Below are 22,085 nucleotides of genomic sequence, written 5' to 3'. Positions count from 1 at the left end.
TGAAGCCGCACGCACTACTCTGTCCGCACCGAGCCATCCGGGGGGCCCGAATGCAGCCCAACACTCTGCTCGACGCGATCCTGGACGAGGCCGGAGTCTCGCACGCCGGTCTCGCCGCCCACGTCAACCAGGCGGGGCGGGCGCGGGGTCTCGCGCTCCGCTACGAACACACCGCCGTGGCGCGCTGGCTGAAGGGCCAGCGGCCGCGCGGCCAGGTGCCGGACCTGATCTGCGAGGTGCTCGCCGCCCGGCTGCACCGGCCCGTGACCCTCGACGACATCGGCCTCGGCGTGCCCGGCGAGCCCGCCGCCGCGCACGGCACCTCGCTGTCCGGCTTCGTCGAGCGTGCGACCGCGCTGTGGCGCTGCGACGAGCAGCAGCGCCCGCACCTCCTCGGCGCGCCCGCCGTCACCGGAACGCCCGCCGTGATGCCCGTGTGGGAGTGGGAGAACCCGCCGGAGGACGTCGACGTCTCCCGCGGCGGCCGGCACCGGGTCACCACCGCCGACCTGGAGATGCTGCGATCCGCCCGCACGCACTACGAGCAGATGTACCGCAAGACCGGGGGCGTGGCCACCCGCAGCCGGATCGTGGGCTTCCTCAACGCCGAGGCGGCGCCCCTGCTGCGCGGCAGCTACACCGACGCCACCGGACGCCAACTCCACCGGGCCACCGGCGGGTTGGTGGCCGTCGCCGGCATCTGCGCGTACGACTCCGACGCGCACGGGCTGGCCCAGCGCTACTTCCACCAGGCGCTGCGGCTGGCCAAGGCCAGCGGGGACCGGGGACTCGGGGCGTACGTCATCGCCCTGCTGGTCAACCAGGCGCTGTTCCTGCGGGAGAACCGCCAGGCGGTCGCCTTCGCCGAGGCCGCCCTGCGCGCCGCCGGACGCCACATCACGCCCGCGCTCGCCTCCGACCTGTACGCGATGCAGGCGAAGGCGTACGCCCATCTCGGCGACGGCAGCAGCGCGCTGTCCTGCATCCGGCGCGCCGAGGAGGCCGCCGAGCGCATCCGGCGCGGCCGCGAACCCGACGAGACCGGCTATGTGCAGCCCGGGCTGGTCAACGTCCAGGTGGCCGAGGCGCTGCTCAGCCTCGGCGAGCTGGCGGCGGCGGAGGAGCACGCGGCGGCCGCGGTGGACAACCCGGCCCACGACCGGGGCCGGGTGCACCGGCTCGCGATGCTCAGCACGATCGAACTGCGCCGCGGCAACGCCGACAAGGCGGTGGCCACCGCGGTGCGGATGGCGGAGCAGGCCCGCGGCATGGAGTCGCAGAGACTGCGCGACCGGCTGCGCGCGGTCCGCGAGCACCTGGTGCGCAGCGGCTGCGCGGGCACCGCGGAGGCGGCCGAACTCATCGACGGGGCGCTGCGCGTGCCGCTCTGACGGGCCGCCGGCTCCGCCCACACGCCCCGGCCCGCAGGAGCCCCGGGCGCCGCAGCGCGCACCCGGCGTGCGCTCCCGGACCCCCGCACGCCCGTCCCTGCGCCCGCCGTTGCGCCGGGCGCGGCTCGCCGTACGCCTGCTGCCACGCGGCCCCGGCTGCGATATTGCCACTTACCCGTCGGAAGGTGGCAGGACCGTGCAGTGGACGAAACAGAACGAACAAACTGTGTATGAAAACCGCTGGTTCCGGGTCAACCTGGCAGACGTCGCACTGCCGGACGGCCGACACATCGACCACTTCCTCATACGGCTGCGGCCCGTCGCCGCGGCCACGGTCGTCAACGACGCCAACGAGGTCCTCCTCCTGTGGCGCCACCGCTTCATCACCGACAGCTGGGGCTGGGAACTCGCCGCGGGCGTCGTCGAGGACGGCGAGGACGTCGCCGCCGCGGCCGCCCGCGAACTCGAGGAGGAGACCGGCTGGCGGCCGGGCCCGCTGCACCACCTCATGAGCGTGGAGCCGTCCAACGGCCTCACCGACGCCCGGCACCACATCTACTGGTCGGACGAGGGCGAGTACCTCGGACACCCCGTGGACGACTTCGAGTCCGACCGCCGGGAATGGGTCCCCCTCAAGCTCGTCCCCGACATGGTCGCCCGCGGCGAGGTCCCCGCCGCCAACATGGCGGCCGCCTTACTCCTCCTGCACCACCTCAGGCTCGGGCAGGACACCGTGCCCCGGTCCCCCCACCGCGTCCCGCCCGGGCCCCGGGTGCACCGCGGCGCGGACCGGCGGACCGGCCGGCGCTAGCGGCCGACGGCCTGCCAGACCGTGACGACCAGCGCGCCGACGGCCGTGAGCGCCCCGACCGCGGGCAGCGGCCAGCGGGCGTGCTCCAGGGAGTTGATGCGGACGTGCAGTTCGTCGAGCTCCTTGGCGGTCTCCTCGGTGCGATGGCTGAGGAGCGCCAGGCCGCCCTCGACGCGGGCGTAGGCCACGTCGAGGCGGCGCCGTAACTCTGCGAGTTCTCCGTGGGGGACTGGATACTCGGGACCGGCGGTCACAGGTCCGCTCCTTTCCGTAGTCGTCTCACATCCCTTGCAGGGGCAGGGTGAGTCAACTCGCCTGGTGAGCGCGCGGGGAGCGTGTGCGACGGGCATATGCGGGTCCGGCGCGCACACGGTGTGCGAAGGACGCGGGCCCGGCACCTGTGGACGGTGCCGGGCCCGCGGACGCCGGATGCTGCACGGAGCGTGCTCAGTACGAGTAGAAGCCCGATCCGCTCTTCCGGCCGAGACGGCCGGCGTCCACCATGCGCTGGAGCAGCGGGGGAGCGGCGTACAGCGGCTCCTTGTACTCCTCGTACATGCTCTGCGCGACCGAGGCGACGGTGTCCAGGCCGATCAGGTCGGACAGCTTCAGCGGGCCCATCGGGTGGGCGCAGCCCATCTCCATGCCGTTGTCGATGTCCTCGCGGCTGGCCATGCCCGACTCGAACATCCGGATCGCGGACAGCAGGTACGGGATCAGCAGGGCGTTCACGACGAAGCCGGAGCGGTCCTGGGCGCGGATCGCGTGCTTGCCGAGCACCTTCTCGGTGAACAGCTGCGCCCGGCTCAGGGTGCCCTCGGAGGTGGTCAGGGCGGGGATCAGCTCGACCAGCTTCTGCACCGGGGCGGGGTTGAAGAAGTGGACCCCGATGACGTGGTCGGGCCGCGAGGTGGCGACGGCCAGCTTCACCAGCGGGATCGAGGAGGTGTTCGAGGCGAGGATCGCGTCCGGGCGGCTCACCACCTGGTCGAGGACCTGGAAGATCTCGGTCTTGACCTGCTCGTTCTCCACCACGGCCTCGATCACGAGGTCCCGGTCCGCGAACTCGCCGAGGTCGGTGGTGAAGCTCAGCCGCGCCTGCGTCGCGTCCCGCTCCTCCTCACTGATCTTGCCGCGCTCGGCCGCCTTGGCCAGTGAGTTGTACAGCCGGGTACGGCCGATCTCCAGGGCCTCGCCGGTGGTCTCGGCAACCATCACGTCCAGCCCCGCACGGGCGCACACCTCGGCGATGCCCGCGCCCATCTGGCCGCAGCCCACCACTCCGACGCGTTCGATGTCGCTCACATCGTCCCTTTCGCTGATCTACGGCTGTGGCAGGCGGCCCCTGGTCGTGGTGCCTGCTCCGATCGTGCACGTTACCCCCGCGGCGCCGATGATCGATCGCCCGGGTCGTGCATGCTGACCCGGTACACGATCCGTGACGAGACGGATCCACGGCGTGTGGAGAGCCCCCCGATGGACGGTACCGCCCGGTTCTCACGGCGTGCCTTCACCGTGGCCGCGCTGTCGGCGCTGGTGACGACGGGGGACGCGGCGGCTGCCGGACGTTCCGACTCCGGTGGGCCCCTCCCGCCCGCGCCCGCCGTGCGCCCCCTCCCGCCCGCCGCGGGCGGGACGTCGTCCCCGGGCGACGGCGCGGAGCCCGGGGACCCGCGCATCCCGGCGCCCGCGATGCGCGGCATGTGGCTGGCGGCCGTGAACAACCGCGACTGGCCCTCGCGCCCCGGCCTGAGCGCGGCCCGGCAGCGCACCGAGCTGGTCGCACTCCTCGACGCCGCGGTCCGCAACCGCCTGAACACGGTGATGTTCCAGGTGCGGCCGGCCGCCGACGCGCTGTGGCCCTCGCCCTACGAGCCGTGGTCGGAGTTCCTGACCGGCACCCAGGGCGCGGACCCGGGCTGGGACCCGCTCGGCACGGCCGTGGCGGAGGCGCACGCCCGCGGACTCCAGCTGCACGCGTGGTTCAACCCGTACCGCGTGGCCCTGCACGACGACCCGGACCGGCTCGCCGCCGGCCACCCGGCCCGCATCCACCCCGACTGGATCGTGCCCTACGGCGGGAAGCTCTACTACGACCCGGGTCTGCCGGAGGTCCGCGCCTTCGTCCAGCAGGCGATGCTGGACGCGGTCCGCCGCTACCCCGTCGACGGCGTCCACTTCGACGACTACTTCTACCCCTACCCGGTGGAGGGCCGGTCCTTCGACGACGACGACGCCTTCGGCCGGTACGGGAGCGGCTTCGCCGGGCGGGCCGACTGGCGCCGCGACAACATCGACCGGCTGGTCCGGGAGACCGCCGCCGGGGTCGCGGCGGTCCGCCCCGGCACCCGGTTCGGCATCAGCCCCTTCGGGGTGTGGCGCAACGCGTCGACCGACGCCCGCGGCTCCGACACCGGGGCGGGCGTGCAGACGTACGACGACCTGTACGCGGACACCCGCACCTGGGTCCGCGAGGGCTGGATCGACTACGTCGTCCCCCAGCTCTACTGGAGCATCGGCCAGGACGGCGCCGACTACGCCCGGCTGGTGCCCTGGTGGGCCGAGGTGGCCCGGGGCAGCCGCACCGAGCTGTATCTGGGGGAGGCGCTGTACAAGGCGGGCGACGCCACCCAGGGCGTGGGCTGGCGGGACCCCGCCGAGCTGACCCGGCACCTGGCCCTGGCCGCGAAGCAGCCCACGGTCCGCGGGCACGTCTTCTTCGCCGCGCGGGACGTCGCGGCCGATCCGGCGGGCGCCCTGGCGCGGGTCGTCGCCGACCACTACACCGAGCCCGTGCCGGCGCCGCGCTGACGGCGCACGGCGGGCAGGGGCCTCCCGCGGGGAAGGTCCCTGCCCGGCCGGGTACTCAGCGGTGGCCCTCGTCCCTGTGGCGGACCTGGCAGTCGGGGCCGGGGCTGATGACGGCCTCGTGCCCGTTCTCCAGGCGGACGCGGTAGGGCGGGTTGCCCTCCGTGCCGATCACTTCGACGACTTCCGAGATCTGGTCGTGTTGCCCGACCACCCTGCCGTGCTGGACAAGCTGGTCGCCGACGGATGCGTGCATCTGCAGCGCCTCCTCACCGTGTGCGGGAGCCGCGGCCCGCGGCCTCGGGCCTGCGGCGCGGGGTGTGCCCGGTGCCGGTCTGTGCGCGCCGGAGCCGCGGTGGGCGAGGCGTCAGCCGCGCGCCCGCTGCGTCACGGCGATGCACACGAGTACGGCCGCGGCGGTGAGCGGGGCGGCCACCGTGAGGTGCTCGCCGAGCAGCAGCACCGACCACACCAGTGTGAGCAGCGGCTGGGCCAACTGCAACTGACTGGCCTTGGGAATCCCGACGGCCGCCATCCCCCGGTACCAGACGACCAGCCCGAGGAACTGCGACCCCGCCGCGACCCACACCAGCCCGGCCACGGCGTGCGCTCCGAGGTGCACCGGCTCGTACGTCAGCGCCAGCGCGGCGGCGGGCACGCCGACCGGCAGGCAGAGGACCAGGGCCCACGCGATGACCTGCCAGCCGGGCATGGCCCGGGCCAGCCGGCCGCCCTCGGTGTAGCCCGCGGCGCACACCAGCAGGGCGGCGAAGAGGTAGCCGTCGGCGGCCGTGAGGGCGCCGCCGCTCTGCTGCACCGTGAAGGCGCCCACGGCGACCGCGCCCGCCAGCGCCGCGGTCCAGAAGGTCCGCGACGGGCGGGTGCCGACGCGCAGTGCGGAGCAGACCGCGGTGGTCAGCGGCAGCAGTCCGACGACGACGGCGGCGTGCGCGGTCGTCGACGTGCGCAGGGCGAGCGTGGTCAGCAGCGGGAAGCCGAGCACCACGCCCGCGGCGACCACGGCGAGCCCCGGCCAGTGGTGCCGGGCCGGCGGCGGCACCCGCAGCGCCAGCAGGCAGCCGCCCGCGATCACCGCGGCGAGGACGCTCCGCACGGCCACCAGCGACCAGAGGCCGAAGCCCTCGAGGCCCCAGGCGGTGGCCGGGAAGGTCAGCGAGAAGGCGACGACGCCGAGGGCGGCCTGGAGCGTGCCGGCGCGGCGGCCGGCCGGAGCCGGGCCGGCGGGGGCGCCCGGGGAAGCGGAGACGCCCGTGGAGCGGACCGCTATCGAAGGCGAGGGAATAGCGCTACTCTGTACTCTCATGAACCAGCGTAGCAGTGTGGGTGAACTGGCGGATAGCCTCCGACGGGAGCTCCACCGCTACTCTCCTGGTGGAAAGCTTCCCTCGAGCCGGGCCCTGGTCGAGCGTTTCCGGGTGAGCCCCGTGACCGTGTCCCGGGCGCTGGCGCAGCTGGCCGCCGAAGGCCTGGTCGTCACCCGCCCCGGGGCCGGTGCGTTCCGTGCGCACCGCCCGGCCCCCTCCGCCCCGGCCGCCGACACCTCCTGGCAGGAGGTCGCCCTCAGCGCGGACGCCACCACGGACCTCGCCCCCCGCACGGTCGACGCGGCCGGCGTCACCGTCACCCTCGCCGCCCCGCCGCCCGGCGTGATCGAGTTCAGCGGCGGCTATCTCCACCCCTCGCTGCAACCGGAGCGCGCCATGGCCGCGGCGCTGTCCCGGGCAGGCCGGCGACCCGGCGCCTGGGGGCGGCCGCCGCTGGACGGGCTGCCGGAGCTGCGCGAGTGGTTCGCGCGCGGCATCGGCGGGCCCGGCGGGACCGTGACCGCCGCCGAGGTGCTGATCGCGGCCGGCGGCCAGTCCGCGCTGACCACCGCCCTGCGCGCGGTCGCCCCGCCCGGCGCCCCGGTGCTCGTCGAGTCGCCCACCTACCCGGGCATGCTCGCCATCGCCCGCGCGTCCGGGCTGCGTCCGGTCCCGGTGCCGGTGGACGCCGACGGGGTGCGCCCCGACCTGCTCGCGGCCGCCTTCCGCGCCACCGGCGCGCGCGTCCTCGTCTGCCAGCCCCTCTTCCAGAACCCCACCGGTGCCGTGCTCTCCCCCGAACGGCGCCCGGAGGTGCTGCGCATCGCCCGGGAGGCGGGCGCCTTCGTCGTCGAGGACGACTTCGTGCGGCGCCTCGTGCACGAGGACGCCGGACCGCTGCCGCCCCCGCTCGCCGCCGAGGACGCCGACGGGGTCGTGGTCCACGTCGGCTCGCTGACCAAGGCCACCTCGCCGAGTTTCCGGGTGAGCGCGCTGGCCGCCCGCGGTCCGGTGCTGGAGCGGCTGCGCGCCATCCAGGTCGTCGACTCCTTCTTCGTGCCGCGCCCCCTGCAGGAGGCCGCCCTCGAACTCGTCGGCTCGCCCGCCTGGCCCCGCCATCTGCGGGCCGTGTCGGCGCAGTTGCGGGCCCGCCGGGACGCCATGACCGCGGCCCTGAGCCGCGACCTGCCCGAACTCGCCCTGCCGCACGTCCCGTCCGGCGGCTACCACCTGTGGCTGCGCCTGCCCGACGGTACGGACGAGTCCGCCCTGGGCGCCGCCGCCCTGCGCGCGGGCGTAGCCGTCACCCCCGGCCGCCCCTACTTCAGCGCCGAGCCGCCCGCCGCCCATCTGCGGCTCGGCTTCGCCGCGGTGGGCGGCACGGCCGAGATCGCCGAGGGGGTGCGGCGGCTGCGGGCCGCGTACGAGGAGGTGGCCCGGGTGGGCTGACGCGCCGGGCCGCGCGGTCGCCGGCGCGGTGCGCGCCCGGGGCGCCGGTCACCCGCCCGTCCGCGTCCGGACCGACCGCACGCACGGTGACCCTCCGGTAACAGCCCTTGACCTGAACGCGGTTGCGGCTCACGATCGCCGCATGGCACTCCGGGTCACGTTCGTCGCCGCCGCGCGCAGCACCCCACTGCTCGCGGAGCGCTTCGAGGACGACCGGCTGCTGGACCAGGCGGGCTGGGACGAGGTGCAGCGTGTCGCTCCCGCGCTGGTGCCGCTGGCCGCCGCCGAGCTGCGCTACTGCTCGCCGTCCCCGCGCAGCCGCACCACCGGGGACGCGCTCGGCTACACCCCGCTCGCCCAGCTCGCGCTCCGCGACTGCGACATGGGCCGCTGGCGCGGGCTGACCCTGGGCGAGGCGATGGCCCGCGAGCCGGAGGCCGTGGACGGCTGGCTCGCCGACCCCCGCAGTGCCCCGCACGGCGGGGAGTCGCTGCTCGCCTTCGTCGCCCGGGTCGGCGGCTGGCTGGACACCCGGCCGCTGGAGGACGGGGGCCGGATCGTCGCCGTGGCCGAGCCGTCCGTCATCCGCGCCGCCCTCGTCTACGCCCTGAAGGCGCCGCCGTCGACGTACTGGAACATCGACGTCCGCCCGCTGGCCACGACGACCGTCACCGGCTGGGCCGGCCGCTGGAACCTCCGCCTGGAGGGAGCCCTCCCGCAGGCCGCCCCCTGAGGGCTGTCCCGCAATCCCCGGCGGGCGCACGACGACAGCTACGGCACCTCGCCGCGGTGCCGGATCGCCCGAACACGCCCAGTACGAGGACGACCCTCCGCCTTGCGGTGCACCGCATACGACGCCGTGCGCCGATCCGCCGGGGGCCACGGGACAGCCCTTGGCCCCGCGCGTCCCTCGGGAGCCGGGCGGCCCCCGGAGTCAGGCGGCCCCTTGGAGTCCCGGCCCGTCCCGGACGTACTCCGTGGTGAGGAGCAGGTCCTTGGCGGGACCGCCCACCCGCCACACCGAGCGCCAGCGGTCCCCGTCGAGCACGGTGAACGTGCCGCGGTAGAGGTCGGCCGCGCAGGGGTGGTCGGCGACGTGGTGCCCGGTGCGCAGGTCGAGGTCGTGGAAGGGGCGCCCGTCGGCGAACCGGACGTCCGCCGTGCCCGGCGTGCCCCCGGGCAGGAAGCGCAGCGTCCGCCCGGCGGGCCGGGCGGCACCGTGCCAGACGAAGGTGCCGGACTCCCGGTGCAGCAGCCCGCCCCCGTCCAGCGGTGTGAAGACGGCCGTCCCGCTGAACCGTCCCTCCGAGCCGTCCGCCCGGTCGCGCACGGTCCGCTCGACCCGCCATGCCCCGGCCAGCCACCCCAGCACATCGGCCACCGGCCGCCCCGCTCCGTCCCCGCCGCCGTCCACCCGCGCCTCACCACTCCCGCCGCCTGTCCGCCCCCCATCCTGCCGCCCGCCCCGCCCCCCGGCGTCACGGCCCCCGCCGTAGCGCGCCGCACCGGTCCGGATCCCCGGCCGGTGCGCCCCCGCGGGCAGTGCCGTCCGCGCCCTGCCCGGAAGCGGCTCGCATGAGATTGCATAAACGTGCATCGATACGTATAGTCATGCCATCCAGAGGGAGGATCCATGGCTGTACGTGTGGCGGTCGCCGGAGCGAGCGGATATGCGGGCGGGGAAGTGCTGCGTCTGCTCCTCGCGCACCCGGAGACCGAGATCGGCGCGCTGACCGGCAACACCAACGCCGGGCAGCGGCTCGGCGCGCTGCAGCCGCACCTGCTGCCCCTGGCCGACCGGGTCCTGGCGGAGACCGCGCCGGAGGTCCTCGCCGGGCACGACGTCGTCTTCCTCGCCCTGCCCCACGGGCAGTCCGCCGCCGTCGCCGAGCAGCTCGGCCCGGACGTCCTGGTCGTCGACATGGGCGCCGACTTCCGGCTCCGGGACCCCGCCGACTGGCAGCGGTTCTACGGCACCGAGCACGCCGGGACCTGGCCCTACGGCCTCCCCGAGCTGCCCGGCGGCCGTGCCGCCCTGCGGGGGGCCCGGCGCATCGCCGTGCCCGGCTGCTACCCGACGGCCGTCTCCCTCGCGCTGTTCCCCGCCTACACCGCCGGCCTCGCCGAGCCCGAGGCCGTGGTCGTCGCCGCCTCCGGCACCTCCGGAGCCGGCAAGGCGCCCAAGCCGCACCTGCTCGGCAGCGAGGTCATGGGGTCGATGACGCCGTACGGCGTCGGCGGGGTCCACCGCCACACCCCCGAGATGATCCAGAACCTCGGCGCGGCCGCGGGGGAGCCGGTCTCCGTCTCCTTCACGCCCATGCTCGCCCCCATGCCCCGCGGCATCCTCGCCACCTGCACCGCGAAGGCGCGGCCCGGGGTGACCGGGGACGCGGTCCGCGCGGCCTGGGCCAAGGCCTACGCCGACGAGCCCTTCGTCCACCTGCTCCCCGAGGGCCAGTGGCCGGCCACCGCGTCCGTGCACGGATCCAACGCCGTCCAGGTGCAGGTCGCGTACGACGCGGCCGCGCACCGCATCATCGCGATCAGCGCCATCGACAACCTGACCAAGGGCACCGCGGGCGGTGCCGTGCAGAGCATGAACATCGCCCTCGGGCTCGACGAGTCCACCGGACTGACCACGATCGGAGTCGCACCGTGAGCGTCACGGCAGCCAAGGGATTCACGGCGGCGGGCATCGCCGCCGGAATCAAGGAGAACGGCAACCCGGACCTGGCCCTCGTGGTCAACACCGGGCCCCGCCGCGCCGCCGCGGGCGTCTTCACCTCCAACCGTGTGAAGGCCGCGCCGGTGCTGTGGTCCGAGCAGGTCCTCAAGGACGGCCGGCTCTCCGCGGTGGTCCTCAACTCCGGGGGTGCCAACGCCTGCACCGGACCGCAGGGCTTCCAGGACACCCACGCCACCGCCGAGCGCGCCGCCGAGGCCCTCGGCGTCGGCGCCATCGAGGTGGCCGTCTGCTCCACCGGCCTGATCGGCGTCCTGCTCCCCATGGACAAGCTGCTCCCGGGCATCGGCACGGCCGCCGCCCAGCTCTCCGAGCACGGCGGTGAGAAGGCCGCCCTCGCCATCAAGACCACCGACACCGTCCACAAGACGTCCGTCGCGACGGGGGACGGCTGGACCGTCGGCGGCATGGCCAAGGGCGCCGGCATGCTCGCCCCCGGCCTGGCCACCATGCTCGTCGTCCTCACCACCGACGCCGACGTCGACAGCGCCGTGCTGGACCGCGCCCTGCGCGACGCCACCCGGGTCACCTTCGACCGCGTCGACTCCGACGGCTGCATGTCCACCAACGACACCGTCCTGCTGCTGGCCTCGGGGTCGGCCGGGACCACCCCCGCCTACGAGGACTTCGCCCGGGCCGTGCAGGCCGTCTGCGCCGACCTCGGCCGCCAGCTCATCGGCGACGCGGAGGGCGCCAGCAAGGACATCAGGGTCGAGGTGGTCAACGCGGCCACCGAGGAGGACGCCGTGGAGGTGGGCCGCTCCGTCGCCCGCAACAACCTCCTCAAGTGCGCCCTGCACGGCGAGGACCCCAACTGGGGCCGCGTCCTGTCCGCGATCGGCACCACGCGGGCCGCCTTCGAGCCCGACCAGCTCAACGTCGCCATCAACGGCGTCTGGGTCTGCAAGAACGGCTCGGTCGGCGAGGACCGCACCCTCGTCGACATGCGCTACCGCGAGGTGCACATCGTCGCCGACCTCGCCGCCGGCTCGGAGACCGCCACCATCTGGACCAACGACCTCACCGCGGACTACGTCCACGAGAACAGCGCCTACTCGTCATGACCGGAACCACGCGGAAGCACACCGCGCTCCCGAAGGCGCAGACCCTCATCGAGGCGCTGCCCTGGCTGACCCGGCACCACGGCCGCACCGTCGTCATCAAGTTCGGCGGCAACGCCATGGTCGACGCGGACCTCAAGGCCGCCTTCGCCCAGGACGTCGTCTTCCTGCGGCACGCCGGCCTGAAGCCCGTCGTCGTGCACGGCGGCGGCCCCCAGATCAGTGCCGCCCTCGACCGGCACGGCATCGTCAGCGAGTTCAAGGCCGGCCTGCGGGTCACCACCGAGCAGGCCATGGACGTCGTACGGATGGTGCTGGCCGGGCAGGTGCAGCGGGAGCTGGTCGGGCTGCTCAACCAGCACGGCCCGCTCGCGGTCGGCCTCACCGGCGAGGACGCGCACACCATCACCGCCACCCGGCACACGCCCCGGATCGACGGCGAACTCGTCGACATCGGCCGGGTGGGCGAGATCACCGAGATCGACACGGGCGCGATCGAGGCCCTGCTCGCCGACGGCCGCATCCCGGTCGTCTCCTCCATCGCCCGGAGTCAGGACGACGGACATGTCTACAACGTCAATGCTGATACGGCGGCTGCGGCACTCGCTGCGGCACTGGGCGCCGAAACCCTCATGGTCCTCACGGACGTCGAGGGCCTCTACGAGGACTGGCCGCACAGCGACGAGGTGATCAGCCGCCTCACCGCCTCCCAGCTGGAGAAGCTGCTGCCGGAGCTGTCCGCCGGCATGGTGCCGAAGATGGAGGGCTGCCTGCACGCCGTGCGCAACGGCGTGCAGACCGCCCGCGTCATCGACGGCCGGGTGCCGCACTCCATCCTGCTGGAGATCTTCACCGACGAGGGCATCGGCACCATGGTGGTGCCCGACGCCCGGGGCGACGCACACGACCGCGACGGCGACGACGGGTCCGAGGGGGACACGGCATGACCGGCAACGAGGAGCTCACCCGGCGGTGGCAGGGCGCGCTCATGAACAACTACGGCACCCCGCGGCTGCCCCTGGTCCGCGGGGCGGGCAGCAGCGTGTGGGACGCCGACGGCCGGGAGTACACCGACTTCGTCGGCGGCATCGCGGTCAACGCGCTCGGCCACGCCCACCCCGCCGTCGTCGAGGCCGTGAGCCGGCAGATCGCCACCCTCGGCCACGTCTCGAACCTGTTCGTCGCCGAACCGCCGGTGGCGCTCGCCGAACGCCTCCTCCAGCTCTTCGGCCGCGACGGCCGGGTCTTCTTCTGCAACTCCGGCGCCGAGGCCAACGAGGGAGCCTTCAAGATCGGCCGGCTGACCGGCCGCACCCACATGGTCGCCGCCCGGGGCGGCTTCCACGGCCGCACCATGGGCGCCCTCGCGCTGACCGGGCAGCCCGGCAAGCAGGAGCCCTTCCGCCCGCTGCCCGGCGACGTCACCCACGTCCCCTACGGCGACGCGCAGGCGCTGGCCGCCGCGGTCACCGAGGAGACCGCGCTGGTCGTCCTGGAGCCCGTGCAGGGCGAGAACGGCGTCGTGGTCCCGCCGCCCGGCTACCTGAAGGCGGCCCGCGCGATCACGGCGGCGACCGGCTCCCTGCTGGTCCTCGACGAGGTGCAGACCGGCGTGGGGCGCACCGGCCACTGGTTCGCCTACCAGGCCCACGAGGGCGTCCTGCCGGACGTCGTCACGCTGGCCAAGGGCCTCGGCGGCGGACTGCCGCTCGGCGCCACCGTCGCCTTCGGGCGGGCCGCCGAACTGCTCGGCCCGGGCCAGCACGGGACCACCTTCGGCGGCAACCCGGTCGCCGCGGCCGCCGGACTCGCCGTCCTCGACACGCTCGCCGAGGACGGCCTCCTGGACCATGTCAAGCGGCAGAGCGAGCGGCTGCGCGACGGAATCGAGGGCTCCGGCCACCGGTTGATCGACCACCTCCGGGGCGCGGGCCTGCTGCTGGGTATCGTGCTCACCGAGCCGCTCGCGCCGCAGGTGCAGCAGGCGGCTCAGGACGCCGGCTTCCTCGTGAACGCCCCCGCCCCCGACGTCGTCCGGCTGATGCCCCCGCTGAACGTCGAGGACGCGGCGGTGGACGCCTTCCTGGAGGCGCTGCCCGGCATCCTGGACGTGGCCGAGGGAGACGGACGAGCCGGGGAATGAGACGACGATGAGTCAGGCGCAGGAAGACGGGCAGGCGGCCTCGGGCCCCGCCCTGCCGCAGACCCGCACCGCACGCCACCGCCGGATCGTGGACATCCTCAACCGGCAACCGGTGCGCTCGCAGAGCCAGTTGGCCAAGCTGCTCGCCGACGACGGGCTGTCCGTCACCCAGGCGACGCTGTCGCGGGACCTCGACGAGCTGAACGCGGTGAAGATCCGCAACGACGACGGGGACCTGATCTACGCGGTGCCCAGCGAGGGCGGTTTCCGCACCCCGCGGGCTCCGCTCGGCGGGTCGGCCAAGGAGGAGCGGATGCGGCGGCTCTCGCAGGAGCTGCTGATCTCCGCCGAGGCCTCCGCGAACCTCGTGGTCCTGCGCACCCCGCCGGGCGCCGCACAGTTCCTCGCCTCCGCCATCGACCAGGCCGAACTGCACGACATCCTCGGCACGATCGCGGGCGACGACACCCTGATGCTGATCAGCCGGGACCCCGACGGCGGACAGGCCCTGGCGGACCACCTGCTGCGGCTGGCCCAGAACGGGCACTGAGGCGGGCACACGGAAGGGGCGCACCGGTCGCGGTGCGCCCCTCGCCGGCGCCCGTGGGGGGTGGGGGATCGCGGGGCCCGCGGGCCCGGCCGGGAGCCGGGGACCCGGCCCGCGGGATCAGTCGAGGTGGGCCGCCAGTCCCCGGGTGCAGCGGACCTCGTCGTCGGCCGTGATCAGCAGGGCCTCCGCGTCCGGAAGGGACTCCAGCCAGGCCAGCCCCTCCTGGGCCCCCCGCGCGAATGCGGCCGTGGCCCAGCAGTCCGCCCAGGTCAGCCGGGGCGCGACCACCGTGACCGACACCAGGTCGGTCCTCGCGGGCCGGCCGGTGCGGGGGTCCACGATGTGCGCGCCGCGCTCGGCCGTACCGGAGGTGGCGACCGCCAGCTCCCGCGCCCCGGCCGTGGAGACCACGGCCGCCAGCCCGCCCGGCCGCAGCGGGTCCGACACCCCGACCCGCCAGGGCCGGTCCGGTTCCGGCGCCCCGAGCAGCTGGACGTCGCCGCCGCCGTTGACGCTGACGCCGCTCGCCCCGGCCGCGGCGATCCGCCGGGCCGCCCGCTCGGCGGCCCAGCCCTTGACGATCCCGGTCGGGTCGAGCCGGCCCGCGTAGCGCAGGCTGAACCAGCCCCCGGCGGCCCGCTCGGCCTCGGCGCCGAGGCCGAGCACCTCCGCGACCTCGGCGTCGCACTCCCCGACGGTGATCTCGCCGCGGGCCAGCCGGGACACCTGGCTGTCCTCGCGGTACGTGCTGAACACCGCGTCGGCCCGGCGCAGCCCGGCGACGGCGTCGTCGAGGGCCGCCCGGACCGCACCGGGGTCCCCGCCGCGGACGTCGAAGGAGAAGACGGTCCCCATGACCTCCTCCGTCCGGCGCACCGCGGCGGGAGTCTCGGCGTGCGCCGCCACGTCAGCCACCGGCCTGGTCCAGCGCGGACTGCAGCGACTGCCGGTAGCCGCCGCTGGTGTAGGTGGCGCCGGACACCGCGTCGATGTGCGCGCTGCCGGCCGCCACCGCCTCCTTGTTGAGCCTCGGCACGGCCATCGCGGTCTTCTGGCTGCTCAGGCCGCCCTTGGGCGCCTGGACCGCGTCGGCCTCGACGATCTTCCCGCCCTTGACCGTGATGCGGACCTGGACCGGTCCGTACTGGGTCTGCACGGTCCGGCCGGTGACGGTGCGGGCCGTGGCGGCACCGGACGCCGAACCGGACGAGGAGGAGCCCGCCGACGAGCCCGAGGAGACCCCCGAGCCCTTGCCGCCCGCCGAACCCCTGGACCCCGCCGAGCCCCCGGAGCCCGCCGTTCCCTTGGCACCCGACGACGCCGAGCCCGACGACCCCGCCGCGCCCGCCTTCATCCGGTCCAGGGCGGACTGGAGCGACTGCTTGTAGCCGGTGCTGGTGTAGGTGGCGCCGGAGACCGCGTCGATCCGTGCGCTCTGCGCGGCGACCGCCTCCTGGTCGAGTTTCGGCACGGCCGTCGCGGTCTTCTGGTCGCTGAGGCCGCCCTTGGGCGCCTGGACGGCGTCCGCCTTGACGACCTTGCCGTCCTTGACGGTCAGCCGCACCTGGACCGGCCCGTACTGCGTCTCGGCCACGGTGCCGGTGACGGTGCCGCCCCCCGCGGCCTGCGCGCCGCCCTGTGGCGACTCCTGTCCGGCCGCCGTCTGCTGGGCCGCCGCGCCCGCCGCCGACGCGGCGGCCGGGCCGGACGACGGCTTCAGCGACAGCAGCAGCACGATGCCGGACACCGTCGCGGCGCCGGCGAGCACCGCACGCCGGATGGGATGGCTCTTCCTCATCGCTTCTGAACTCCTGATTTCCCTGGGGTCCGTGGGTCCGTGGGTCGGTGGGATCGGCGGGGGCGGCGGGGCCGCCGCTCACATCTCGAACGACTCGTGGTGGATGCGCCGGGCGGGGACCCCCGCACCGCGCAGTGCGTCGTACACCGACTGCGCGAAGCCGGCCGGCCCGCACATGAAGACGTCGTGGTGGTCGATGTCCGGGATCTTCCGCTGGAGGGACTCCGCGGAGATGTCGGGGCGCTCCCCGTCCGGGCTGTTCACCGCGTACATCAGGCGGGCGCCGCGCTCGTCGGCGATCCTCGCCAGCTCGTCCCACAGGGCCAGGTCCTGCGTGCTGTTGGCCCGGTACAGAAGGGTGATGTCGCCGGCCGCGCCGGGCAGCGTCTCGAACAGCGCCCGCATCGGGGTGATCCCGACACCGCCGGCGACCAGCAGCACCTTGCCGCGGCTGCGCCGGGACGCGGTCAGCGCGCCGTACGGGCCCTCCGCCCACACCCGGGTACCGGGGGTGAGCTCGCGCAGCCCCGCGCTGTGGTCGCCGATCGCCTTGACGGTGATGCGCAGCAGGTCCGGGCGGGGCGCCGCGGACAGCGAGTACGGGTGCGAGCTGAAGCGCATCCCCGGCGCGAGGAACCGCCAGCGGAAGAACTGCCCGGCCTCCGCGCCCATCCGGTGCAGCCTCCGCCCGCCGATCAGCACCGACACGATCCCCGGCGTCTCCTCGATCACCGCCTCGACCCGCATCCGGTGCCGGAGGTTCAGCCGGATCGGGGTGATGACCCGGTACCAGAGCACCAGCGCGGTCACCGCGCCGTACAGCCCGTACCAGAAGGTCCTGGCCGCCGGTTCGACGGCGAAGTCGTTGCCGGTGCTGATCTGGTGCCAGAACGTCAGGAACACCGCCGCGTACGTGAACAGGTGCACGTGGTACCAGGTGTCGTACGGCATCCGGCGGCGGACCGGGCCGATCGAGACCAGCCCGATCACGACGAGGAGTCCGGTGCCGACGGCGGCCTTGCCCATGTCGGGCAGCTGCTCGACGGAGTCGACGGTCTGCTGGACGACGTCGCCGAGCGACTTGCCTGCCTGCAGCGCGTAGCCCCACATGGTGAGGAAGACGTGCGCGAGGACGAGGCAGATGGTGTAGCGGCCGCTCATGGCGTGCCAGCGGGCGACCCGGTCGGATCCCACCCGCCGCTCCAGGGCGGGCACGCGGGCCATCTGGAGCACGACCAGGGCGATGAGGTAGCCGGCGAGCAGGCCGGTGATCCGCCCCGCGTTGAGGATCCGCCCGCCGGTTCCCGCGACGGACGGGGTGTTCATCCACCACAGCCAGAGGACGCCCGCCGCGCCCGCCCAGACGGCGAGCAGCAGCGGAACGGCGGGGGAGCGGCGCGGCCGGATGCGGCGCATCGTCTGGCGCCGGGCGGCGCGGCCTCCTGCGAGCGTGGTGGTCACGGTTCCTCCGTGGACGGGGGCAAGGGGGGCGGCGTGGTCCCTTGGTCGTGGAATACGTGTCATGCCGGCCGGGCGTTCAGCGTCCCGCCGAGTCGAGTGCGGACTGGAGCGAGCCGATGTAGCCCTGGCTGGTGTAGCTGGCCCCCGAGACGGCGTCGATGGACGCGCTCTGCGCGGCCAGCGCCTCGCGCCGCAGCTGGGGCAGCGCGTAGCTGTTGATCTCCTGGTCCCGCGGGTTGTCCGAGGGGTACGCCACGGCGGTCACGTCGGTGATCCGGCCGTTCTTCAGCGTCACCCGCACCTGCACGGGCCCCCAGCGGGTCTGCACGGTCCGCCCGGTCACGGTCCGGGTGCCGGTGGTGTGCCCGGACGAGGAGCCGCCGGACGGCGAGCCCGTCGTCCCGGACCCGGCGGTGGCACCGCCGGACGCGGCCGGCGCGGGCGCCGCGGCGACCTCGGGGAGCGTGTGCGGCTTCAGCGACAGCAGCATCACCAGGCCGGAGACGGTGGCGGCGCTCGCCAGCACGACGCGGCGCAGCGGGCGGTTCTTCTTCAGCGCGTGCATCGGGACCTCACAGCTCGAACGACTCGTGGTGGATGCGCCGGTCCGGCACCCCGGCGGCGCGCAGTGCCTGGTACAGGTCCTGCGCGAAGGCGTGCGGACCGCAGAGGTAGACGTCGTGCCCGGCCAGGTCGGTGACGGTGCCCCGCAGGGACTCGACGGTGAGGTCCGGCCGCTCCCCGCGGGGGCCGTTGAGCGCGTACAGCACCCGTGCGCCCCGCCAGCGGGCGACGGCCTCCAGCTCGGCGCCCAGCGCCAGGTCCTCGGGGGTGCGCGCCCGGTACAGCAGCGTGACGTCGCCGGGCAGCGTCTCGAACAGCGCCCGCAGCGGGGTGATGCCGACCCCCGCGGCGATCAGCAGGGAGCGGTGCGAGGTCTGCCGGTCCCCGGTCATGGACCCGTAGGGACCCTCCGCCCACACCCGGGTGCCCGGCCGCAGCAGCGGCACGGCCGCACTGTGGTCGCCGAGCGCCTTCACCGTGATCCGCAGCAGGTCCGCCCGGGGCGGCGCGGACAGGGAGTACGGCGTGGAGGTCCGGGCCAGGCCCGCGCCCAGGAAGCGCCAGCGGAAGAACTGCCCGGGCTGCGCCCCCAGCTCGTCGAGCCGCTCGCCGCGGATCACGACCGAGTACACGCCCGGCGACTCCAGGTGCACCGACTCGACCCGCAGCCGGTGCCGGCGGTTCAGCCGCACCGGCTCCAGGATCCGGAACCACACCACCAGGGCGGCGGCCCCGAGGTACAGCACGTACCAGGCGGCGGTGGCCGCGAAGTGGCCGTTGAACTCGTTGCCCAGCGACAGCTGGTGGCCGAAGACCAGGAACACCGCCGCGTAGGTCAGCAGGTGCACGTAGTACCAGAACTCGTGGCTGGTGCGGCGGCGCACGGCCCGCGCCGAGGTGATGCCCACCGCGAACAGGACGAGCGTGCCGGCGGTCGCCTTCAGCATGTCCGGGTAGTCCAGGACGACCGTCACCGTCTCGTGCCACAGCGAGGCCCGGTCCTGCGCCGCGTAACCGGCGAGGATCAGCACCACGTGCGCGACCAGCAGGCAGATCGTGTACCGGCCGGCCATGGCGTGCCAGCGGGCCACCCGGTCCGAGCCGACCCGCCGCTCCAGCAGCGGCACCCGCGCCATCAGCGCGACCAGCACCGCGACGGCGTACCCGCACAGCAGCCCGGCGATCCGGCCCGCGCCGGTCAGCCACCCGGCGGTGCCCACGACGTTCGCCGTGCCGAACCACCACAGGGCGACCACCGCGGCCGCCCCGGCCCACAGGGCCGCGAGCACGGCTCCCGCCGGTGATCGTCGCGCCGCCACCGGTACGGTCGGTGCCGCCCGGTGCTCGTACACGGTCGTCATGGGTCCCCGTCCTTTCGCCTGTGCAGGACGCAACTGTGCGGGGCCAACCTCTGAGGGCGCTCTGAGAAACCTGGGTGCGGACCCGCCGCCGCGGGCGTCCCGGCGGGCGCCGGCCGTGCGGATCCCGGGCCCCGCACAGCCCCCGGCGGTCCGGGCCCGGCCGGGCACTCCTAGGAAACTCAGAGGCAGGGCTTTCGCCGGAACGGCGCACGACGGGGGATGCTGGAGGGGCGATGAACACTCCCCACGACTCGTCCACCGCCCCCGCCCGCACCGGCCCGCCCGTCCTGGCCAGGCCCGACGGCACCCCTGTCCGGGTCCTGGTCGTCGACGACGACCCGGACCTCGCCGAGGTGCTCAGCGGGGCCCTGCGCTACCAGGGCTGGCAGGTGCGCACCGCCCAGGACGGCGCCGCGGCCGTCGCCGAGGCCCGCGAGCTGCTGCCCGACGCGGTGGTCCTGGACGTCATGCTCCCCGACACCGACGGCTTCGCCGTGCTGCGCTCCCTGCACGAGGTGAAGCCCGACGTGTGTGTGCTCTTCCTCACTGCGCGGGACGCCGTGGAGGACCGCATCGCCGGGATCACCGCGGGCGGCGACGACTACGTGACCAAGCCGTTCAGCCTGGAGGAGGTCGTCGCCCGGCTGCGCGGGCTGCTGAGGCGTGCGGGCATGGCGCGGCAGCCGGAGGACGACGGACCGCGGCTGACGGTGGGCGACCTCGTGATGGACGAGGACGCCCGCGAGGTCACCCGGGGCGGCGACCTGGTCGAGCTGTCCCCGACCGAGTTCGAGCTGCTCCGCTTCCTGATGACCAACCCGCGGCGGGTGCTGAGCAAGGCGCAGATCCTCGACCGCGTCTGGTCCTACGACTTCGGCGGCCAGGCCCATGTCGTGGAGCTGTACATCTCCTACCTGCGCAAGAAGGTCGACGCCGGACGTGAACCGATGATCCACACGGTGCGCGGCGCCGGTTACGTCCTGAAGCCGGCCGTCCGGTGAGCGGCGCACCGCCGGAGGGCACCCCGGCCGGGGCGCGGACCGCGCCCGGCGCGGTGCGACGGGCGCTCGCCGGGCTGCGGCCGCGCACCCTGCGGGCCCGGCTGACCGCGGGCCTGGTCGTGCTGCTCGCGCTGAGCTGCGCCGCCGTCGGCGTGGCCGCCGTGGTCGAGCTGGACGGCTTCCTGACCAGCCGCGTCGACCAGCAGCTGCGGGACGTCGGCACGCGCTACCCGGCGAGCCTGGAGCACGGCGCCGCGCTGCGCAACGACCACGACGGCGACGAGCACGGCGACACCCGCCGGCAGGCGTCCGGCACCTTCGGCGCCCGCCTGCTGAACGGCCGGGTCACCAACGCCGCCGTGGTGCCCGGCGCCGACGCGGACGACTCCACGGATCTGACCGTGCGCCTGACCCCGCGGGACCGGGCCGCGCTGGCCGCCGTCCCGGTCGACGGCCGCTGCCACACGCTCAGCCTGTCGCCCCTGCACCGCTACCGGGTCGCCGCCTACCGGGGCATGGACGGCGACGTGCTCCTCACCGGTCTCCCGCTGGAGCCGGTGGAGGCCACCGTGCACCGCCTGGAACTGGTCGCCGCCGTCGTCTTCGGCGCGGCCCTCGCGGTCGCGGGCATCGCGGGAGCGCTGTGGGTGCGCTGGTCGCTGCGGCCGCTGAGCCGGGTCGCGGCGACCGCCGCCGGGGTCAGCGAACTGCCGCTCGCCAGCGGCGAGGTGGCGCTGCCGATGCGCGCCCCGGAGTCCGACCCGCGCAGCGAGGTCGGCCGTGTCGCCACCGCCTTCGACCGCATGCTCCACCATGTCGAGGACGCGCTCACCAAGCGGCACGCCAGCGAGGAGCGGCTGCGCAGTTTCGCCGCCGACGCCAGCCACGAGCTGCGCACCCCCGTCGCCTCGGTGCGCGGCCACGCGGAGCTCGCGCTGCTGCACCCCGGACCGGTGCCGCCCGAGGTCACCCGCGCCCTGGAGCGGATCGCCGCCGAGTCCGCCCGCATGGGCGAGATGGTCGACGAGATGCTGCTCCTGGCCCGCCTGGACGCGGGCCGTCCCCTGGAGCGCCGCCCGGTCGACCTCACCCGCCTGGTCCTGGACGCGGTCACCGACGCCCGGGCGGCGGGTCCCGAGCACGGCTGGACCCTGGAGCTGCCCGAGGAGCCGGTCACCGTGACCGGCGACGCGCACCGGCTCCAGCAGGTCCTGGCGAACCTGCTGGCCAACGCCCGGCTGCACACCCCCCGGGGCACCAAGGTGACGGTGTCCCTGGAGACCGGCGGGGAGTCGGCCCTGCTCCGGGTCCACGACGACGGGCCGGGTGTGCCCGCGGAGGTCCAGCCCGGCGTCTTCGAGCGGTTCACCCGCGCCGACCGGCGCCGCACCGGGTCGTCCGGGGGAGCGGGGGCCGGTCTGGGGCTGTCGATCGTGGCCGCGGTGGTGGAGGCGCACGGCGGTGACGTGGAGCTGGACTCCCGGCCGGGCGCGACGACCTTCACGGTGCGCCTGCCGGCCGGCACCCCGGCCCCGGGCGGCGACGCCCGGTAGCGGGCCGGGGCCGTCGCCCCGCCGGCCGTGCCGATCGCGAGGCGGGGGTGCCGGGCCGGCTCG

Annotated in this window: 21 protein-coding genes and 1 pseudogene; 12 read left to right on the top strand and 10 right to left on the bottom strand. The window is 74.9% G+C overall.

Annotated elements, in window-relative coordinates; translation table 11 throughout:
- The first annotated feature begins 50 nt into the window (after positions 1 to 50).
- On the top strand, positions 51 to 1,391 hold the full coding sequence (locus tag P3H78_RS14400) for an NsdA family TPR-like regulatory protein (protein WP_276109352.1): 1,341 nt from the start codon (positions 51 to 53) through the stop codon (positions 1,389 to 1,391).
- 196 nt (positions 1,392 to 1,587) lie between these two features.
- Positions 1,588 to 2,130: pseudogene (locus P3H78_RS14395) on the top strand (NUDIX hydrolase); the annotation flags it as partial.
- 68 nt (positions 2,131 to 2,198) lie between these two features.
- Here P3H78_RS14395 and P3H78_RS14390 read toward each other — a convergent pair.
- Positions 2,199 to 2,456, bottom strand: a complete 258-nt coding sequence (locus P3H78_RS14390) for a hypothetical protein (RefSeq protein WP_276109350.1) — start codon at positions 2,454 to 2,456, stop codon at positions 2,199 to 2,201.
- Positions 2,457 to 2,649: 193 nt separating this feature from the next.
- Positions 2,650 to 3,507 carry a 3-hydroxybutyryl-CoA dehydrogenase gene (locus P3H78_RS14385; protein ID WP_276109349.1) on the bottom strand — a complete coding sequence of 286 codons (858 nt, stop codon included), beginning with the start codon at positions 3,505 to 3,507 and terminating at the stop codon, positions 2,650 to 2,652.
- Between the two features lie 171 nt (positions 3,508 to 3,678).
- On the opposite strand from P3H78_RS14385, the gene P3H78_RS14380 reads away from it, so the two are divergent.
- Positions 3,679 to 5,013, top strand: a complete 1,335-nt coding sequence (locus P3H78_RS14380; RefSeq protein WP_276109348.1) for a glycoside hydrolase family 10-like protein — start codon at positions 3,679 to 3,681, stop codon at positions 5,011 to 5,013.
- A 55-nt stretch (positions 5,014 to 5,068) separates the two neighbouring features.
- Here the strand turns inward: P3H78_RS14380 and P3H78_RS14375 are convergent, their stop codons facing one another.
- Both P3H78_RS14375 and P3H78_RS14370 read right to left on the bottom strand, forming a co-directional pair.
- Complete coding sequence (locus P3H78_RS14375; protein WP_276109347.1) at positions 5,069 to 5,266, bottom strand: DUF1918 domain-containing protein; 198 nt, start codon at positions 5,264 to 5,266, stop codon at positions 5,069 to 5,071.
- A 111-nt stretch (positions 5,267 to 5,377) separates the two neighbouring features.
- Positions 5,378 to 6,334: a DMT family transporter gene (locus P3H78_RS14370; RefSeq protein WP_276109346.1), complete on the bottom strand. Its 957-nt coding sequence runs from the start codon at positions 6,332 to 6,334 to the stop codon at positions 5,378 to 5,380.
- On the opposite strand from P3H78_RS14370, the gene P3H78_RS14365 reads away from it, so the two are divergent.
- Together P3H78_RS14365 and P3H78_RS14360 are read left to right on the top strand one after the other, a co-directional pair.
- Positions 6,333 to 7,784 (top strand): aminotransferase-like domain-containing protein, encoded by a 1,452-nt coding sequence (locus tag P3H78_RS14365; RefSeq protein ID WP_276109345.1) that lies wholly within the window; start codon positions 6,333 to 6,335, stop codon positions 7,782 to 7,784. The genes P3H78_RS14370 and P3H78_RS14365 overlap by 2 nt on opposite strands.
- 142 nt (positions 7,785 to 7,926) lie before the next feature.
- A complete protein-coding gene (locus P3H78_RS14360; protein WP_276109344.1) occupies positions 7,927 to 8,517 on the top strand; it encodes a histidine phosphatase family protein in 591 nt (196 codons plus the stop codon).
- Positions 8,518 to 8,718: 201 nt separating this feature from the next.
- Here the strand turns inward: P3H78_RS14360 and P3H78_RS14355 are convergent, their stop codons facing one another.
- Positions 8,719 to 9,165 (bottom strand): DUF6314 family protein, encoded by a 447-nt coding sequence (locus tag P3H78_RS14355; RefSeq protein ID WP_276109343.1) that lies wholly within the window; start codon positions 9,163 to 9,165, stop codon positions 8,719 to 8,721.
- Positions 9,166 to 9,417: 252 nt separating this feature from the next.
- Between P3H78_RS14355 and argC the strand changes: the two genes are divergently transcribed.
- From argC to P3H78_RS14330, 5 genes are read left to right on the top strand one after another with little or no spacing between them, the layout of a single operon-like run.
- Positions 9,418 to 10,446, top strand: a complete 1,029-nt coding sequence (gene argC / locus P3H78_RS14350) for an N-acetyl-gamma-glutamyl-phosphate reductase (protein ID WP_276109342.1) — start codon at positions 9,418 to 9,420, stop codon at positions 10,444 to 10,446.
- Positions 10,443 to 11,594: a bifunctional glutamate N-acetyltransferase/amino-acid acetyltransferase ArgJ gene (gene argJ, locus P3H78_RS14345; protein ID WP_276109341.1), complete on the top strand. Its 1,152-nt coding sequence runs from the start codon at positions 10,443 to 10,445 to the stop codon at positions 11,592 to 11,594. Before argC ends, argJ begins: the two co-directional genes overlap by 4 nt.
- The gene (gene argB / locus P3H78_RS14340) at positions 11,591 to 12,538 is read left to right on the top strand and encodes an acetylglutamate kinase (RefSeq protein ID WP_276109340.1); all 948 of its coding nucleotides are present in this window, start codon (positions 11,591 to 11,593) and stop codon (positions 12,536 to 12,538) included. Before argJ ends, argB begins: the two co-directional genes overlap by 4 nt.
- Entirely contained in the window at positions 12,535 to 13,734 is a 1,200-nt protein-coding gene (locus P3H78_RS14335; RefSeq protein ID WP_276109339.1) for an acetylornithine transaminase, read from the top strand. The genes argB and P3H78_RS14335 overlap by 4 nt, the downstream gene beginning before the upstream one ends.
- 7 nt (positions 13,735 to 13,741) lie before the next feature.
- Positions 13,742 to 14,284 (top strand): arginine repressor, encoded by a 543-nt coding sequence (locus P3H78_RS14330; protein WP_276109338.1) that lies wholly within the window; start codon positions 13,742 to 13,744, stop codon positions 14,282 to 14,284.
- 117 nt (positions 14,285 to 14,401) lie between these two features.
- On the opposite strand, the gene P3H78_RS14325 is transcribed toward P3H78_RS14330, so the two are convergent.
- The 5 genes from P3H78_RS14325 to P3H78_RS14305 form a co-directional block, all read right to left on the bottom strand.
- Positions 14,402 to 15,139 carry an FAD:protein FMN transferase gene (locus tag P3H78_RS14325; RefSeq protein WP_276109577.1) on the bottom strand — a complete coding sequence of 246 codons (738 nt, stop codon included), beginning with the start codon at positions 15,137 to 15,139 and terminating at the stop codon, positions 14,402 to 14,404.
- A gap of 52 nt (positions 15,140 to 15,191) precedes the next feature.
- Positions 15,192 to 16,082 (bottom strand): FMN-binding protein, encoded by an 891-nt coding sequence (locus P3H78_RS14320; RefSeq protein ID WP_276109337.1) that lies wholly within the window; start codon positions 16,080 to 16,082, stop codon positions 15,192 to 15,194.
- 78 nt (positions 16,083 to 16,160) lie between these two features.
- Entirely contained in the window at positions 16,161 to 17,543 is a 1,383-nt protein-coding gene (locus P3H78_RS14315) for a ferredoxin reductase family protein (RefSeq protein WP_276109336.1), read from the bottom strand.
- A 76-nt stretch (positions 17,544 to 17,619) separates the two neighbouring features.
- Positions 17,620 to 18,108, bottom strand: a complete 489-nt coding sequence (locus P3H78_RS14310) for an FMN-binding protein (protein ID WP_276109335.1) — start codon at positions 18,106 to 18,108, stop codon at positions 17,620 to 17,622.
- 7 nt (positions 18,109 to 18,115) lie between these two features.
- Positions 18,116 to 19,468, bottom strand: a complete 1,353-nt coding sequence (locus P3H78_RS14305; RefSeq protein ID WP_276109334.1) for a ferredoxin reductase family protein — start codon at positions 19,466 to 19,468, stop codon at positions 18,116 to 18,118.
- A 233-nt stretch (positions 19,469 to 19,701) separates the two neighbouring features.
- Between P3H78_RS14305 and P3H78_RS14300 the strand changes: the two genes are divergently transcribed.
- Positions 19,702 to 20,469, top strand: a complete 768-nt coding sequence (locus P3H78_RS14300) for a response regulator transcription factor (RefSeq protein ID WP_276109333.1) — start codon at positions 19,702 to 19,704, stop codon at positions 20,467 to 20,469.
- A gap of 53 nt (positions 20,470 to 20,522) precedes the next feature.
- On the top strand, positions 20,523 to 22,022 hold the full coding sequence (locus tag P3H78_RS14295; protein WP_276109576.1) for a sensor histidine kinase: 1,500 nt from the start codon (positions 20,523 to 20,525) through the stop codon (positions 22,020 to 22,022).
- The last annotated feature ends 63 nt before the right edge of the window (positions 22,023 to 22,085 follow it).

Origin of the sequence: Streptomyces tropicalis, from assembly GCF_029269835.1 — a bacterium.
GTDB classification, from domain to species: Bacteria; Actinomycetota; Actinomycetes; order Streptomycetales; family Streptomycetaceae; genus Streptomyces; species Streptomyces tropicalis.
The sequence above is the reverse complement of the archived record's forward strand: the minus strand, read 5'-3'. Positions and strand labels throughout refer to the sequence as shown.

What these genes read in the sequence shown, in the direction of transcription:
- P3H78_RS14375 (WP_276109347.1), bottom strand. Translation starts at nt 5,266, where the DNA reads ATGCACGCATCCGTCGGCGACCAGCTTGTCCAGCACGGCAGGGTGGTC.
- P3H78_RS14300 (WP_276109333.1), top strand. Translation starts at nt 19,702, where the DNA reads ATGAACACTCCCCACGACTCGTCCACCGCCCCCGCCCGCACCGGCCCG.
- P3H78_RS14400 (WP_276109352.1), top strand. Translation starts at nt 51, where the DNA reads ATGCAGCCCAACACTCTGCTCGACGCGATCCTGGACGAGGCCGGAGTC.
- P3H78_RS14335 (WP_276109339.1), top strand. Translation starts at nt 12,535, where the DNA reads ATGACCGGCAACGAGGAGCTCACCCGGCGGTGGCAGGGCGCGCTCATG.
- argC (WP_276109342.1), top strand. Translation starts at nt 9,418, where the DNA reads ATGGCTGTACGTGTGGCGGTCGCCGGAGCGAGCGGATATGCGGGCGGG.
- argB (WP_276109340.1), top strand. Translation starts at nt 11,591, where the DNA reads ATGACCGGAACCACGCGGAAGCACACCGCGCTCCCGAAGGCGCAGACC.
- P3H78_RS14305 (WP_276109334.1), bottom strand. Translation starts at nt 19,468, where the DNA reads ATGACGACCGTGTACGAGCACCGGGCGGCACCGACCGTACCGGTGGCG.
- P3H78_RS14325 (WP_276109577.1), bottom strand. Translation starts at nt 15,139, where the DNA reads ATGGGGACCGTCTTCTCCTTCGACGTCCGCGGCGGGGACCCCGGTGCG.
- P3H78_RS14380 (WP_276109348.1), top strand. Translation starts at nt 3,679, where the DNA reads ATGGACGGTACCGCCCGGTTCTCACGGCGTGCCTTCACCGTGGCCGCG.
- P3H78_RS14310 (WP_276109335.1), bottom strand. Translation starts at nt 18,108, where the DNA reads ATGCACGCGCTGAAGAAGAACCGCCCGCTGCGCCGCGTCGTGCTGGCG.
- P3H78_RS14330 (WP_276109338.1), top strand. Translation starts at nt 13,742, where the DNA reads ATGAGTCAGGCGCAGGAAGACGGGCAGGCGGCCTCGGGCCCCGCCCTG.
- P3H78_RS14370 (WP_276109346.1), bottom strand. Translation starts at nt 6,334, where the DNA reads ATGAGAGTACAGAGTAGCGCTATTCCCTCGCCTTCGATAGCGGTCCGC.
- P3H78_RS14320 (WP_276109337.1), bottom strand. Translation starts at nt 16,082, where the DNA reads ATGAGGAAGAGCCATCCCATCCGGCGTGCGGTGCTCGCCGGCGCCGCG.
- P3H78_RS14365 (WP_276109345.1), top strand. Translation starts at nt 6,333, where the DNA reads ATGAACCAGCGTAGCAGTGTGGGTGAACTGGCGGATAGCCTCCGACGG.
- P3H78_RS14360 (WP_276109344.1), top strand. Translation starts at nt 7,927, where the DNA reads ATGGCACTCCGGGTCACGTTCGTCGCCGCCGCGCGCAGCACCCCACTG.